Origin of the sequence: Halomonas sp. A29 (assembly GCF_046723295.1) — a bacterium.
Classification (GTDB): domain Bacteria; phylum Pseudomonadota; class Gammaproteobacteria; order Pseudomonadales; family Halomonadaceae; genus Halomonas.
Map to the genome: position 1 here is coordinate 342,315 of NZ_JAXQPR010000002.1, position 13,668 is coordinate 355,982.

Annotated in this window: 9 protein-coding genes; 5 read left to right on the forward strand and 4 right to left on the reverse strand. The window is 64.5% G+C overall.

Annotated features, from left to right (window positions below):
- Nucleotides 1-21 precede the first annotated feature (21 nt).
- Entirely contained in the window at nucleotides 22-2,751 is a 2,730-nt protein-coding gene (locus SPH52_RS05000) for an ATP-binding protein (RefSeq protein WP_411793891.1), read from the reverse strand.
- Between the two features lie 117 nt (nucleotides 2,752-2,868).
- On the opposite strand from SPH52_RS05000, the gene cysM reads away from it, so the two are divergent.
- The 5 genes from cysM to ppc are packed head-to-tail and all read left to right on the forward strand — an operon-like array spanning nucleotide 2,869 to nucleotide 11,022.
- Nucleotides 2,869-3,765 carry a cysteine synthase CysM gene (gene cysM, locus SPH52_RS05005; protein ID WP_411793892.1) on the forward strand — a complete coding sequence of 299 codons (897 nt, stop codon included), beginning with the start codon at nucleotides 2,869-2,871 and terminating at the stop codon, nucleotides 3,763-3,765.
- A 1-nt stretch (nucleotide 3,766) separates the two neighbouring features.
- Nucleotides 3,767-5,185, forward strand: coding sequence for a TRAM domain-containing protein (locus SPH52_RS05010; RefSeq protein WP_411793893.1), 1,419 nt, complete (start codon nucleotides 3,767-3,769; stop codon nucleotides 5,183-5,185).
- A 4-nt stretch (nucleotides 5,186-5,189) separates the two neighbouring features.
- Nucleotides 5,190-7,466: a GTP diphosphokinase gene (gene relA / locus SPH52_RS05015; RefSeq protein ID WP_411793894.1), complete on the forward strand. Its 2,277-nt coding sequence runs from the start codon at nucleotides 5,190-5,192 to the stop codon at nucleotides 7,464-7,466.
- On the forward strand, nucleotides 7,463-8,377 hold the full coding sequence (gene mazG, locus SPH52_RS05020) for a nucleoside triphosphate pyrophosphohydrolase (protein ID WP_411793895.1): 915 nt from the start codon (nucleotides 7,463-7,465) through the stop codon (nucleotides 8,375-8,377). Before relA ends, mazG begins: the two co-directional genes overlap by 4 nt.
- Nucleotides 8,374-11,022, forward strand: coding sequence for a phosphoenolpyruvate carboxylase (gene ppc / locus SPH52_RS05025; protein ID WP_411793896.1), 2,649 nt, complete (start codon nucleotides 8,374-8,376; stop codon nucleotides 11,020-11,022). Before mazG ends, ppc begins: the two co-directional genes overlap by 4 nt.
- Before the next feature lie 78 nt (nucleotides 11,023-11,100).
- Here the strand turns inward: ppc and SPH52_RS05030 are convergent, their stop codons facing one another.
- The 3 genes from SPH52_RS05030 to SPH52_RS05040 all read right to left on the reverse strand — a co-directional run bounded on the left by SPH52_RS05030 (nucleotide 11,101) and on the right by SPH52_RS05040 (nucleotide 13,634).
- Nucleotides 11,101-11,760 (reverse strand): peroxiredoxin, encoded by a 660-nt coding sequence (locus tag SPH52_RS05030; protein ID WP_411793897.1) that lies wholly within the window; start codon nucleotides 11,758-11,760, stop codon nucleotides 11,101-11,103.
- A 147-nt stretch (nucleotides 11,761-11,907) separates the two neighbouring features.
- A complete protein-coding gene (locus SPH52_RS05035; protein WP_411793898.1) occupies nucleotides 11,908-12,549 on the reverse strand; it encodes a hypothetical protein in 642 nt (213 codons plus the stop codon).
- Nucleotides 12,550-12,728: 179 nt separating this feature from the next.
- Complete coding sequence (locus tag SPH52_RS05040; RefSeq protein ID WP_411793899.1) at nucleotides 12,729-13,634, reverse strand: ketopantoate reductase family protein; 906 nt, start codon at nucleotides 13,632-13,634, stop codon at nucleotides 12,729-12,731.
- Nucleotides 13,635-13,668 lie beyond the last annotated feature (34 nt).

The following is a 13,668-nucleotide window of genomic DNA, read 5'->3' on the forward strand; positions in this document are numbered from 1 at the left end:
GGCGCGCTTCTAGGCCGCCCGTCACTTATGGTCCTTGAGCGATGAGGCCGAGCTGGCATTGGCAGTGGTCGTGCTGGAAGGCGCGCCCTGACTTGCTGTGTGCCAGCCGCGTAGCCGTTCGATGGCCTGGAACAGGTCGTCGATCAGCGTGTCGACGTCCGCCATTCCGCGTGAGCGCAGCCGGGTTTCCAAGGTCTCCGCTACCAGGGCAAGTGCCGGTGCGCCGCAGTAGCGGCAGGCACCATTGAGTGCATGCACGGCATCCAGCAAGGCTTCAGGATCTCCAGTGGAGAGCGCAGCCCCGATTTCGTTCACGGTAGCCGGCAGCGAGGCGACGAGCTCGTCCAGCAGTTCACGGGCCAGGCTTTCGTTGCCGTTCGCCAGGCGAGTACCGAGTTCCATGTCGACGACGGCCAGTTCGCTGGCGAGACCAGACTCCCGTGCGGCAGGTAGCGCAGGCGCTAGAGGTGGCGACACGGGGCCGATATGGCGATGCAAGACGGCCTCGAGCCGGTTGGAATCCACCGGCTTGACCAGCACCTCCTGCATGCCCGCTGCCTGCAGTCGTTCGCGCTCGCTATCGTGGGCATGAGCGGTCACCGCGATGACGGGGCAGTTCGACCAGGATCCGCCCAGGCGGCGCAGCGCTTGGGTCGTCTCGATGCCGTCCATTCCCGGCATGCGAATGTCCATCAGGACCAGTTGGAAAGGAGGGGCTTCGGCCAACGCCAAGGCCTCTTCACCACTGCCGACCTCGACCAGTTCCAGGCCGGGGCGTTGCAGCAGTTCCCGCAGCAGGCGGCGGTTGATGGCGTTGTCGTCGACGACCAGCACTCGCACCCGGCGTCTTTCCACGGTTGCAGGACAACGCTTCGCGGTACTGCAGCGGCGCAGGGCGTCCGCCAGGGCCTGGCGAGACACCGGTTTGCACAGGATCTCGCAGCCGCTGGGCAGGTGCAGGTCCGGCATTTCCAGTGGCGCTACGTTGACCAGCAGCAGCACGGGGCAGGGGCTTGCTTGCAGCCTGGCCCGCCACTCGTCGAGCACCGGATCGTTCAGCTCGGTGGGTAGGGCGGCAACCAGCAGCGATGGATAAGGGGGCGACAGCTCCGGCAGGTGGAGTTCCTCCACCTGGCCTCCCCAGAGTGAGAGGAGATGATTCAGCGCGTGGCGTGTCGGGGCATGCGGTTCGAAGAGGGCGACCCGCTCGTTGTCGAGGATGGCTTCGGGTGAGGGCTCGCTGCTGTCGACGACATCCAGCGGCAGGGTAAAGGAAAACGTCGAACCCCGCGACGGCTCGCTCTCCACGGTAATCTGTCCGCCCATCTGCTCGACCAGTTGCCGGCTGATGGCCAGGCCCAGCCCGGATCCGCCGTACTGGCGTGAGTGGCTGGCAGCGGCCTGGCGAAAGGCCTGGAACAGGCTGTGCTGTTCCTGCGAGGTGAGTCCGATCCCGCTATCGCTGATGCTGACGCGCAGCAGTGCGCGCCCCTGGGTGTTCTGCTCCTCGACCATCACCCGGACGATGACCTCGCCGCGCTCGGTGAACTTGAGTGCGTTGTGGATCAGGTTGGTCAGCACCTGGCGGATGCGTAGCGGGTCGCCACGCAGTAGCGTGGGAACATCGTCGTAGACCAGTCCCAGCAGGTGCAGTCCCTTCTGGTGAGCCAACGGTGCCTGCTGGGCCAGCGCCTCGTCGACCAACGAAACCATGTCCAGCTCAGCACGCTCCAGTTCGAGTCGTCCGGCTTCCATGCGCGAAAAATCGAGCACGTCGTTGACCAAGGCCAGTAGATTGTCGCAGGCGATCTGCACCTGGTCGAGCCACTCGCGCTGACGTGGTTCGAGGCGCGAACGCCCCAGCAGGCGACAGAAACCGACGATGCCGTTGAGCGGGGTGCGAATTTCATGGCTCATGCTGGCCAGGAACTCGGACTTGATGCGGTTGGCTTCCAGCGCCCTGCGGTGGGCCAGGTCGAGTTCGATGTTCTTGATCTCGATGGTTTCCATCGACTCTTCAAGGTCGGTGGTGGTCTGCTCGATCTGGCGCTGCATGTTCTCGTGAGATTGCTTCAGCTCATCGCCCAGCGCGTTCACGTGGCGTGCCAGCCGTCGTAGCTCGGGGGCTCCCGCCTCGGGCAGGCGAGCTTCGAAATCACCGCTACGTAGCCGCCTTAGCGCCTCCGCGGTATCGTCCAGGCTGGTATCCACGCGGCGGCCGAGAGCCGAGGCGATCACGAACAGCAGCAGGCCGAGGATCAGCAAGATCAGCCCTGTAGTGGCAAGGCGTCGATAATAATCGAGGGTGAGCGAGCGGCTGTCGATGTCGAGCTCCAGCCAGGCTCGGCTGGTCACGCTGCCCTCCAGTTCTGTCGGGGCCAGTGGCACTATCAGGCGCCACAGGTCGCCGCTGGTATCGAGATGTCTCTCGAGCGGCGTCGTTGTTGCAACCTGAACGCGATTGCGGCCCAGCTCCAGTTGAACCGTGCCGTTGTCGGAATAGACCCCCACGCCACGCGCTTCGTCGATGTCCAGCAGACGCCTGGCCATGCTGTCCAGTCGCGACTGGTCTGACTCGATGACGGCCAGGGCCATTTCGGGAGCCTGCTGTTCGACGGCGGTCATGACGCGGTCGTAGAGGGCCGACCTACGCCACTCGGTATCCAGGTGCAGCACGAAAACCGCCACGAGTAGCAGCACCAGCAAGGGTAGACACAAGATCCAGAGTGTCAGGCGATTTCCGAGCGACATCCGCATTCCTTTGTCATGGGACTTTCGTACCAGTATGCCACATTGCTGGGGCATGCCTGTCTTGTGGATGGCACCGCGGATATACTACGGAAAAGACGTTAGCCTAAGGACGGTTACATGCAGTTTCCTACCATCGAGGATGTCGTCGGCCATACGCCGCTGGTGCGGCTGAAGCGCATCACGGCAGGTCGCAACAACACCCTGTTGGCCAAGCTGGAAGGCAACAATCCGGCCGGATCGGTCAAGGATCGCCCCGCGTTGTCGATGCTGGAACAGGCCGAAGCGCGTGGCGACATCGCGCCTGGCGATACGCTGATCGAGGCGACCTCGGGCAATACCGGTATCGCCCTGGCCATGGCCGCGACGATCAAGGGCTACCGCTTGATCCTGATCATGCCCGAGAGCGCCTCCAGCGAGCGCAAGCAGGCCATGGCGGCCTATGGTGCCAAACTGATCACGGTCAGCAAGGAGGGCGGCATGGAAGAGGCCCGCGACCTGGCCGAGGCGATGATCGCACGCGGCGAGGGCAAGCCTCTCAACCAGTTCGCCAACCCCGACAACCCGTTGGCGCATTATCGAGGTACCGGCCCCGAGCTGTGGGAGCAGACCGCGGGCACGATCACGCATTTCGTCAGTTCCATGGGAACCACGGGCACCATCATGGGGGTATCGCGCTACCTCAAGGAGCGCAACCCCGAGATCCAGATCGTCGGCCTGCAGCCGGAAGATGGCGCCAGCATCGCCGGCATCCGGCGCTGGCCGAGGGAGTACCTGCCGAGCATCTTCGATGCCGCACGTGTCGATCGGGTGCTCGATATCGGTCAGTACGAAGCCGAGGAGCACATGCGTCGCCTGGCCCGGGAGGAGGGCATACTTGCCGGCGTGTCGTCCGGCGGTGCCCTGGCAGGTGCGTTGCGCATCGCCGAGGAAACCGAGAATGCCGTGATCGTCTTTATCGTCTGCGATCGCGGCGACCGCTACCTGTCGACCGGGCTGTTTGCCCCGGAGGCCTGAGGTGGCAATGCTTGGCAAGCGACGTCCGACGCGCCAGCGCTCCGGCGTCTCAGGGCTGCAGAGACGGCTGGACGGAGCCCCACCCGTAGCACTATCGACAGCCGACGCTGCGGTAGTCATCGAGCGTCTGGCCCACGATGGCCGGGGCGTGGCGCGAGCTGACAGCGGCAAGACCCTGTTCGTCGAAGGAGCCTTGCCGGGTGAGCGGGTCGAGGTGGCCGTGCACCGCTCGCGCAAGCGTTATGACGAAGCCCATATTCGCGAGCTGCTCGAACCGGTGGCCGGGCGGGCGGAGCCACCCTGCGCCCACTATGGCCAGTGTGGCGGCTGCGACATGCAGCATCTCGCCGTGGCGGCCCAGCGAGAGCACAAGCGCCGTGTGCTCACCGAGCTGTTGGCGCGGGAGGGTATCGAGTTGGTCGAGCCGCCAGGACTGCTGGCCGGTGAGCCGCTTGGCTATCGGCGCCGCGCCCGGCTGGGCGTCAAGGTGGATGCACAGGGCGAGGTTCATCTCGGCTTTCGTGCACGCCATGCCAGCCGCCTGGTGGATATCCAGGGTTGCGAAGTGCTCGTTCCCGAGCTGGCGGCTCTGATCGGGCCGCTGCGGGAACTGCTGAGCGAACTCGAGGCGCCGCGCCAGGTGGGACACCTGGAGCTGATTGCAGCCGACTCGACCCAGGTGGTGGTGGTTCGCCAACTGCGCGACAACCGCGCTGACCTGCAGCGCTGGCGCAGGTTCGGCGAGGTGCACGGCGTGGCCGCTGCGTGCCTCCTGGGTCGCCAGGAGCCCTCCCTCGAGTGGCTGGGGGAGGCGCCGACGCTTGGTTATCGGTTGCCTGGGGGAGAGCGTGAGCTGCAGCTCGATTTTGCCCCGGGCGATTTCGTGCAGGTCAACGAGCAGGTCAATCGTGACCTGGTGGCCACGGCACGGCAATGGCTGGCGCCGGTTGCCAGTCAGCGCGTACTGGACCTGTTCGCCGGCATCGGCAACTTTGGCCTGCCGCTGGCCGCCGACGGTGCCTCGGTCACCGCGGCAGAGGGCAGTCCCGCCATGGTGGCCAGGCTTGCGCACAATGCCAGCCGCAACGGACTCGCCATCGATGCCCTGCAGCTCGACTTGAACGACCAGGCAGCCGTGGCGGAACTTCTCGCACGCCTTGCACCGGAAGCCGTGGTGCTGGATCCGCCCCGCGACGGTGCCGATGCGGTTTGTCGTGCACTGATCGAACGCCCCGTCTCGCAGGTGGTCTACATTGCCTGTGACCCTGCCACGCTGGCGCGCGATGCGGCACGACTCGTGCATGGCGGTTATCGCATCACTCGTGTGGCGGTGGCCGACATGTTCGTGCACACCTCACACTTGGAGTCCCTGTTGTTGCTCGAACACGGTGCAACGCAGCCGTCATCGCAAGGAGCCTAGAGAGATGGTGAAAGTTCGCGACGATCAGCCACTGACGGACAATGGCGACGTCGATATCGCTCACTGGCTGGAGCGCCTGCAGGAAGACGTCAAGCTGCGAGACTCGGGTGAAATGCACGAGGCTTGTGAACTCGCCAAGCGTCTTGCGCAGGAGGCCGACCGCCCCCACAAGGCCTGGCTGCCCCAGGACACGACTTACCGCATGGGCCTGGAGATGGCCGACATCCTGGCTCTTCTCAAGCTCGATCAACCGGCGCTCGAAGCCGCGGTACTCTATCGTGCCGTGCGTGAAGGGTTGATCTCGGTCGATGCCGTGGCCCGACGCTTCGGCACCGAAGTGGCGCACCTGATCGAGGGTGTGCTGCAGATGGCGGCCATCAGCAACGCCCAGATTCCCAGCCAGGGGCTGGTCCAGCACGACCAGCAGGACAACCTGCGCAAGATGCTGGTGACCATGATCGACGACGTGCGGGTGGCACTGATCAAGATCGCCGAGCGCACCTGTGCGTTGCGTCAGGTCAAGGATGCTCCCCGCGAGAAGCGCCTGCAGGTGGCTCGCGAGGTGTTCGACATCTATGCCCCGCTGGCTCATCGGCTGGGCATCGGCCAGGTCAAGTGGGAACTCGAGGACCTCTCCTTCCGCTATCTGCACGAGGACGACTACAAGGCGATCGCTCGCCAACTGGCCGAAAAGCGTCTGGATCGCGATCGCTACATCCACGACGTGGTCGAGGCCCTCAAGGGTATGCTGGAAGTTCAGGGCATCACCGAGTACGACGTCAGCGGACGTGCCAAGCACATCTACTCGATCTGGCGCAAGATGAAGCGCAAGCGCATCGATTTTTCCCAGGTCAACGACGTGCGTGCGGTACGCATCCTGGTACCGGAAGTGGCCGACTGCTACACCGTGCTGGGACTGGTCCATTCACGCTGGCACCACGTGCCCAACGAGTTCGACGACTATATCGCCAACCCCAAGAAGAATGGCTATCAGTCACTGCACACCGCCGTGCTGGGGCCGGAGAATAAGGTCCTCGAGATCCAGATCCGCACCTTTGCCATGCATGACGAGGCGGAGCTGGGTGTCTGCGCCCACTGGCGCTACAAGGGCCACGATACCGGTGGCAAGAGTTCCAGCTACGAGGAGAAGATCGCCTGGCTGCGCCAGGTGCTCGAATGGCAAGACGAGGTCGGCGATTTCAGCGACCTGCGCGAAGGGCTCTCCAGCGACGTAGCGCCGGATCGCATCTACGTGTTCACGCCGGACGGTCATGTCATCGATCTGCCGCGCATCGCGACGCCGATCGACTTCGCTTATCGCGTGCATACCGAGGTCGGGCATCGCTGCCGCGGGGCCAAGATAGACGGCCGCATCGTGCCGCTCACCTACAAGCTCAAGACCGGCCAGCAGGTCGAGATCCTCACCGCCAGCAAGGGCGGGCCGAGCCGTGACTGGCTCAACCCCAGCCTCGGTTATGTGCGTACCTCGCGGGCGCGGGCCAAGATCCAGTCCTGGTTCAAGCACCAGGCCCGCGAGCAGAACGTGGAAGAGGGCAAGGCGCTGTTCGACCGCGAGATGAAGCGCCTGGACGTGGAGGACATGGACCTCGGCACTCTCGCACACAAGGTCAACTACGCCAGCTCCGAGGACATGTACGCTGCGCTGGGCGCCGGCGACCTGCGCATCGGCCAGGTACTGCACCAGGCTCAGCAGCTGTTCGGCGAGACCGACGATCAGGAGCAGCTCGACCGCTTGCTGGCCAAGCCCCGCCGCGATCAGGGCAAGGGGGCCGCCAGCGACATCACCGTACTGGGCGTGGGCAACCTCAAGACCAGCATGGCCAACTGCTGCCACCCGGTTCCCGGCGAGCCGATCGTCGGCTTCATCACCCAGGGGCGTGGCGTCACCGTGCATCGTCAGGACTGCCCCAACATCCTGCAACTGCGTGTGGATGAACCGCAGCGGGTCATCGAGGTGGAGTGGGGACAGCGCGCCCGTACCCAGTATCCGGTGGATATCGAGATCCAGGCCTGGGATCGCTCCGGTCTGCTGCGCGACGTGACCGCCATCCTCAGCAACGAAAAGGTCAACGTCCTCTCGGTCAATACCCTGACCGATACCCGTGACGGCATCGCGCGCATGCGCATTACCGTGGAAGTCGATGGCCTGGAGATGCTTGGCAGGCTCTTCTCACGTATCCAGCAATTGTCCAACGTGATCGAGGTCCAGCGCCTGCGGGCGGGTGCCAAGGGGATGAAACGCAAGGGGAGCGGCCTATGAGCGAGATCCGACACGGCATCGACGATCTGCTGACGCTGATGGCCGTGCTACGTGATCCCGACCAAGGCTGCCCCTGGGATCTCGAGCAGAGCTGGGACAGCATCGTACCGCATACCCTGGAAGAGGCCTACGAAGTCGCCGATGCGATCGAACGGCGCGCCTGGGAGGAACTGCCCTCGGAACTCGGTGACCTGCTGTTCCAGGTGGTCTACTACAGCCAGTTTGCCAACGAAGAGGAGCGCTTCGACTTCAACGATGTGGTGCATACCCTGACTGCCAAGATGCTGCGTCGACATCCGCACGTCTTTCCCGAAGGTACCCTGGCCTCGCGTCGCCCCCCGGGCATCAGTGCCGAGCAGTTCGACGCGAGTCAGGTCGAACTCGAAAACGTGAGCAGCCGCTGGGAGTCGCTCAAGGCCGAGGAGCGGGCCGGACGTGCCGCCGATGATGCGGTATCGGTCTCGGTGCTGGACGATGTGCCGCGTACCCTGCCGGCACTGGCGCGCGCCGCCAAGCTCTCCAAGCGCGCGGCCCGGGTCGGCTTCGACTGGCCGGACGCCAGCGGCGTGATTGCCAAGATCCGTGAAGAGCTCGACGAGGTCGAACAGGCGCTGGCCGAGGGCAATCGTAGCCACGCTGCCACGGAAGTCGGCGACCTGCTGTTCGCCGTGACCAATCTTGCACGCACACTCGAGGCCGATCCAGAGCAATGCCTGCGTGCCACCAACGCCAAATTCGAGCGCCGCTTCCGCCATGTGGAGACGGCGCTGGCCGAACACGGCATGACCACCCGAGACGTCGACCTGGATACCATGGAGCGCCATTGGCAAGCGGCCAAGCGGCTAGAGAACGAAGTTACCGAAACGTCAGTTGGACATTTTGAATCGTCTTCAGGAGGAGATCGGTCATGAGCGGCGATCTGCACGAATCCCTACGCGACAACGTACGCATTCTGGGCGACAGCCTGGGCCGCACCATCGCCGATGACCTGGGCAAGGGCTTCGTCGACCGCATCGAGACCATCCGCGGCCTGGCCAAGAGCGGCCGCCAGGGAGACGTTCAGAGCAGCCGCGAGCTGATCGAGTACCTGCGCAAACTCCCCGACCGCGACCTGCTGCCGGTGACCCGTGCCTTCAACCAGTTCCTCAACCTGGCCAATATCGCCGAGCAGCACTACCGGGCGCGTTTTCGCCGGGTGGAAGACTATAAGCCGGGTTCGCAGCCGGTGCTTTCCGAGTTGCTGGTGCGGGCTCGCAGCGCCGGCCATGCGCCCCGCAAGCTGGTCGAGAGCCTGGCCACCATGCGCGTCGAACTGGTGCTGACCGCGCACCCCACCGAGGTCATCAGGCGCACCCTCATCCAGAAGTACGACGCGATCGATGAATGTCTCACCGTCATCGAGTCGTCGCTGGACTATCCCGAGCGGGCCAGCCGTGCTCGCGGACGCCTCGAGGAACTGATCAGCCAGGCCTGGCATACCGACGAGATTCGTCACGAGCGGCCTACGCCGGTGGACGAGGCCAAGTGGGGCTTCGCGGTGATCGAGAATTCGCTGTGGCAGGCGGTGCCGGCGTTCCATCGCGATCTCGACAGCCTGCTACTGGAGTCCGCCGGTGAGCGACTGCCGCTGGATGCCGCTCCGATCGTGTTCGCCTCGTGGATGGGGGGCGATCGGGACGGTAACCCCAACGTCACCTCTCGGGTGACCCGCGAAGTATTGCTGCTGGGGCGCTGGATGGCGGCGGATCTCTATCTGCGCGATCTCGAGCAGCTCAAGGCCGAACTCTCCATGTGGAAGTGCAACAGCGCGCTGCGGGCCGAGGTCGGCAACGTCGCCGAGCCTTACCGCGAGTTGCTCAAGCGCTTGCTGCAGCGGGTGGAGGCGACCCGCGACTGGGCCAAGGCTCAGCTCGATGGCAAGAGCTACGAGGGCGGCCCGATCATCGAGAACAGCGATCAGCTCTACGCGCCGCTGCTGACCTGCTATCGCTCGCTGTGCGACGTCGGGCTCGACACCATCGCCAATGGCGCGCTGCTCGACACCCTGCGCCGGGTGGCGGTATTCGGCGTCACCTTGACCAAGCTCGACATTCGCCAGGAAGCGAGTCGCCATGCCTTGGTCATGGAGGAACTGACCCAGAGCCTGGGGCTTGGCCACTACCGCGACTGGAGCGAAGAGCAGCGCCAGGCCTTCCTGCTGGCCGAACTCGACTCGCGTCGACCGCTGATCCCGCGGCGCTGGGAATGCTCGGCCGAGACCCGCGAGGTACTCGATACCTTCATGGTGATCGCCAGCGAGCAGTCCGAGGCGCTCGGCACCTACATCATTTCGATGGCCGCGCAGCCCTCTGACGTGCTCACGGTCGCCCTGTTGATGAAGGAGGTCGGTGGCGTCGTCTCGCTGCCCATTGCCCCGCTGTTCGAGACGCTGGACGACCTCAACCGTGCCGGTGACGTGGTCGATCGGCTGCTGGCGCTGCCGGGCTACCGGGCGCTGGTCGGCGAGCGCCAGGAGGTGATGATCGGCTACTCCGACTCGGCCAAGGATGCCGGCCAATTGGCGGCGGCCTGGGCCCAATACCGTGCCCAGGAGCGTCTGGTGGAGGTATGTCGCAGTCATGGCGTCGATCTGACGCTCTTTCACGGTCGCGGTGGCGCCGTCGGTCGCGGCGGCGGTCCGGCTTACGCCGCCATCCTGTCGCAGCCGCCGGGCTCCGTAAACGGCAGCCTGCGGGTCACTGAACAGGGCGAGATGATTCGCTTCAAGTTCGGCCAGCCGGACATCGCGCTGCGCTCCATGGAGATCTACGCTTGCGCCGTGCTGGAGGCGACCCTGCTGCCGCCGCCAGCGCCCGAGCCCCACTGGCGCGAGGAGATGGATCGGCTGGCCGAGATTGCGCATGGCGCCTATGTCGGCGTGGTGCGTGAGGATCCCGATTTCGTGCCCTATTTCCGAGCGGTGACGCCGGAGGGCGTATTGGGGCATCTGCCGTTGGGTTCGCGTCCGACCAAGCGACGCCAGGATGGCGGCGTGGAGACGCTGCGTGCCATCCCATGGATCTTTGCCTGGACCCAGATCCGTCTCATGCTGCCGGCCTGGCTGGGCAGCGGCGAAGCCTTCTCCAAGCGCATGGAAGAAGAGGGCGGCCTCGAGATCCTGTGCGAGATGCGCGACCGTTGGCCCTTCTTCGGTACCTACCTGGACATGCTGGAGATGCTGTTGGCCAAGGCCGACGTGGGGATTGCCTCGTATTACGAGCAGCGTCTGGTGGACGAACCGGCGCTCAAGGAGCTGGGCGCCGAGCTGCGCCAGCGCTTCACTCGGCTGCAGTCGGTGCTGCTGACTATACTCGACCAGCCGCAGCTGCTGGAGCAGACGCCGCTGATTCGCCAGGCCATCGAGGTACGCAACCCTTACATCGATCCGCTGCACGGCCTGCAGGCCGAGCTGTTGCAGCGTAACCGCGATGCCGACGGGGCCATCAGCGGCGAGCTTTCGCGCGCCCTGATGGTGACCATGGCGGGGATTGCCGCGGGCCTGCGCAATACGGGCTGAAAAGTTACTGTTCTTGGCCATACGACACCGCCCCGGCATAGTTGCCGGGGCGGTGTCGTCAATGAAGCCTGTATGGCTTCAGTTAGGCTGCTTGACGGTGCGTAGGTAGGGCTTGATGGTGGTGAAGCCCTCCGGGTACTTCTTCTTCGCTTCTTCGTCGCTGACCGCAGGTGGGATGATTACATCGTCCCCGGGCCGCCAGTTCACCGGTGTGGCCACGGTATGCTTGGCGTTGAGCTGGATCGAGTCGAGCAGGCGCATCACCTCGTTGAAGTCTCGCCCGGAAGTCATCGGGTAGACCAGCATCGCCTTGACCTTCTTGTCCGGCCCGATGATGAACACCGAGCGCACCGTGGCGTTGTTGGCGGCGGTGCGGCCCTCGGCGTTGCCTGGTTCATCGGCGGGTAGCATGTCGTAGAGCTTGGCGACCTCTAGCTGGTCATCGCCGATCATCGGGTAGTTGGGTGCGGTGCCCTGGGTTTCCTCGATGTCCTTGGCCCAGGCGGCATGGTTGTCCACCGGGTCCACGGAAAGACCGATGATCTTGGTATTGCGTTTGTCGAACTCGGGCTTGAGCTTGGCCATATAGCCCAGCTCGGTGGTGCAGACCGGAGTGAAGTCCTTCGGGTGCGAGAACAGGATGCACCAGCTGTCGCCGATCCATTCATGGAAATTCACGGTTCCCTGTGTGGTTTGTGCCGTGAAGTCGGGCGCGGTATCGCCGATTCTGAGACTCATCGTGGTGACTCCAGGATCATGAGTACATGTAGAAAAGGGCCGCATGTCGGCATGCAGCGCTGATTGAATATAGAACACGTCAGCATGGGCTGCCGTGACACGGGGAAAGTGCCGGAGAGCTGGGCATGCCTCAGCCCCGGCAGATGTTCAGAAGGCGTAGTGGAGTGAGGCGGTAATCAGATTCAGGTGAGCCATGCTGGGAGCATCGATCTCTTCGAACTCCAGCCGGCTCACCAGGCGATTGTGCTGCAGCCGGGCACCGAAGCCCTGAATGCGGGCGGTGCCGGTGGTTGCCATGTACAGCGGCTCACCCTGGGTCACTGGATCACCCTCCCATTCGGCAAAGCCTGACTTGGCGTAGAAGCCGACCTGGCCCAGGCGGACGCCGGCGACCAAGCTTCCGCCCAGCGTCGTGGTGTTGACCAGCAGAGCCTGATCGGCATGGCGGGTCGGGACCTCGTCACTTTCGCGATAGGTGAATTCGGCACCCAGGTCGAGCCGGGGCAGGTTCATCGGCGAGAAGCCCGCCGTCAAACGAAAACCGGAGGTATAGCCATCGGGTGTTTGAAGATCGCCTCCCTCCAGCACGAGCCCATTGTCGAGATACATCAGGTCGCTGGTCTTGCCGGCGTAGGCAGGCGCGAGGCGGGTCATGGTCAGGGAGGCCAGCAGGTCGTGCGAGGCTTCGGTGTAGGCGGCGGGTTCGCTGTACAGGGGCGAGTGCACACCTTGTGGTGTACCTGTTTCTGCCATGGCCATGAGTGGCAAGAGCGTCAGGCCGGTAGCCATGATGATGGCACCTCTGAAACACGTTCTCATGTTTCCTGACCCCATTTTCCCTGTGCGATGCGGTTCGCTCGACCGGTGGTCCCTGTGCGAAGCGCTATGCGAAACACACGCCTAGTTTGAAGATACTAGGCCAATTACAAAAGATTAGCAGCCTGACATGGCGATAGCCAGGCTGCACCTCAACGCTGGGGCTGGGCACTGCGTGCCAGGAAGTCGTCGAGCTCGCTCAGATTGGGGGTGACGATGTCGTGGCGATGGGCAGCTGACAGCAGAGGCCCAAGGATGGCTTCGCGCTCGGTCGGTCTCCCGGCCAGCACGTCCTGCAGCATGGAGGCGCGATTGTTGGCGGTTCCCCCCACCACCTGCCAGACAAGCGCGTGCCAGCCCGCTGCCGGAGGTGCGATTCCCTCGGCGGCCATTATCGTGGCCACTTCGTCGATGATCCGTTCCACCATGGGTCGAAAGGGACGGTCGCGTAGTTGACCGTTACGAATACGAAAACGTGCCGCCAGCGGATTGATGGCGGCGTTCACCGCCAGTTTGTGCCAGAGGCGGACGTCGATGTCCGTGACTGCCTCGGCGGCAAGGCCCGCCTGGCCGAGCAGGGCGGCCAACACGCGGCAGGTGGGGGCATGACGGTTGGCAAGATCGCCAATGCAGGTGATGCCGCGTCCGGCGTGGGAGACGCCATGGTCGCCGCTCAGCCAGGCGCCTTCGGTCGTCGAGGCGCACAGCACAGGGCCCTGATGACGACGGTCGAGCTCGGGTTGCACCTGGTAGCCGTTCTGCCACAGCACCAGCGCCGGCGTGCCGGTCAGTCGGGCCATGGCGGCGGTATAGGCGGCTTCGGCGGCATAGGCCTTGGTAGTCAGGTGCAGAAAAGCGGGCGTCGTGGGCGGCAGCCGGTCGACCTCGTGCATGACAAGCCGGCGCGTGCGCTGCGTACCTTCCGGCGTGGTCAGGATCTGCTCGGTGGGAAGCATCCGTCGCCCTGCCAGTACGACCGGTGCGACGTCGGTCAGGTGCAGGGCCAGCAGCCGGCCCAGGGCGCCGGGGCCGACGATCAGGTGGGTCTGGTCGTCCATGGAGTGCCTAGGTGGAGGAGTAAAGGTCAGCATA

Excerpts from the sequence above, each read along its gene's own strand:
- mazG (WP_411793895.1), top strand. The coding sequence starts at position 7,463 with ATGAGCGAGATCCGACACGGCATCGACGATCTGCTGACGCTGATGGCC.
- SPH52_RS05040 (WP_411793899.1), bottom strand. The coding sequence starts at position 13,634 with ATGGACGACCAGACCCACCTGATCGTCGGCCCCGGCGCCCTGGGCCGG.
- SPH52_RS05000 (WP_411793891.1), bottom strand. The coding sequence starts at position 2,751 with ATGTCGCTCGGAAATCGCCTGACACTCTGGATCTTGTGTCTACCCTTG.
- SPH52_RS05035 (WP_411793898.1), bottom strand. The coding sequence starts at position 12,549 with ATGGCTACCGGCCTGACGCTCTTGCCACTCATGGCCATGGCAGAAACA.
- ppc (WP_411793896.1), top strand. The coding sequence starts at position 8,374 with ATGAGCGGCGATCTGCACGAATCCCTACGCGACAACGTACGCATTCTG.
- SPH52_RS05030 (WP_411793897.1), bottom strand. The coding sequence starts at position 11,760 with ATGAGTCTCAGAATCGGCGATACCGCGCCCGACTTCACGGCACAAACC.
- cysM (WP_411793892.1), top strand. The coding sequence starts at position 2,869 with ATGCAGTTTCCTACCATCGAGGATGTCGTCGGCCATACGCCGCTGGTG.
- relA (WP_411793894.1), top strand. The coding sequence starts at position 5,190 with ATGGTGAAAGTTCGCGACGATCAGCCACTGACGGACAATGGCGACGTC.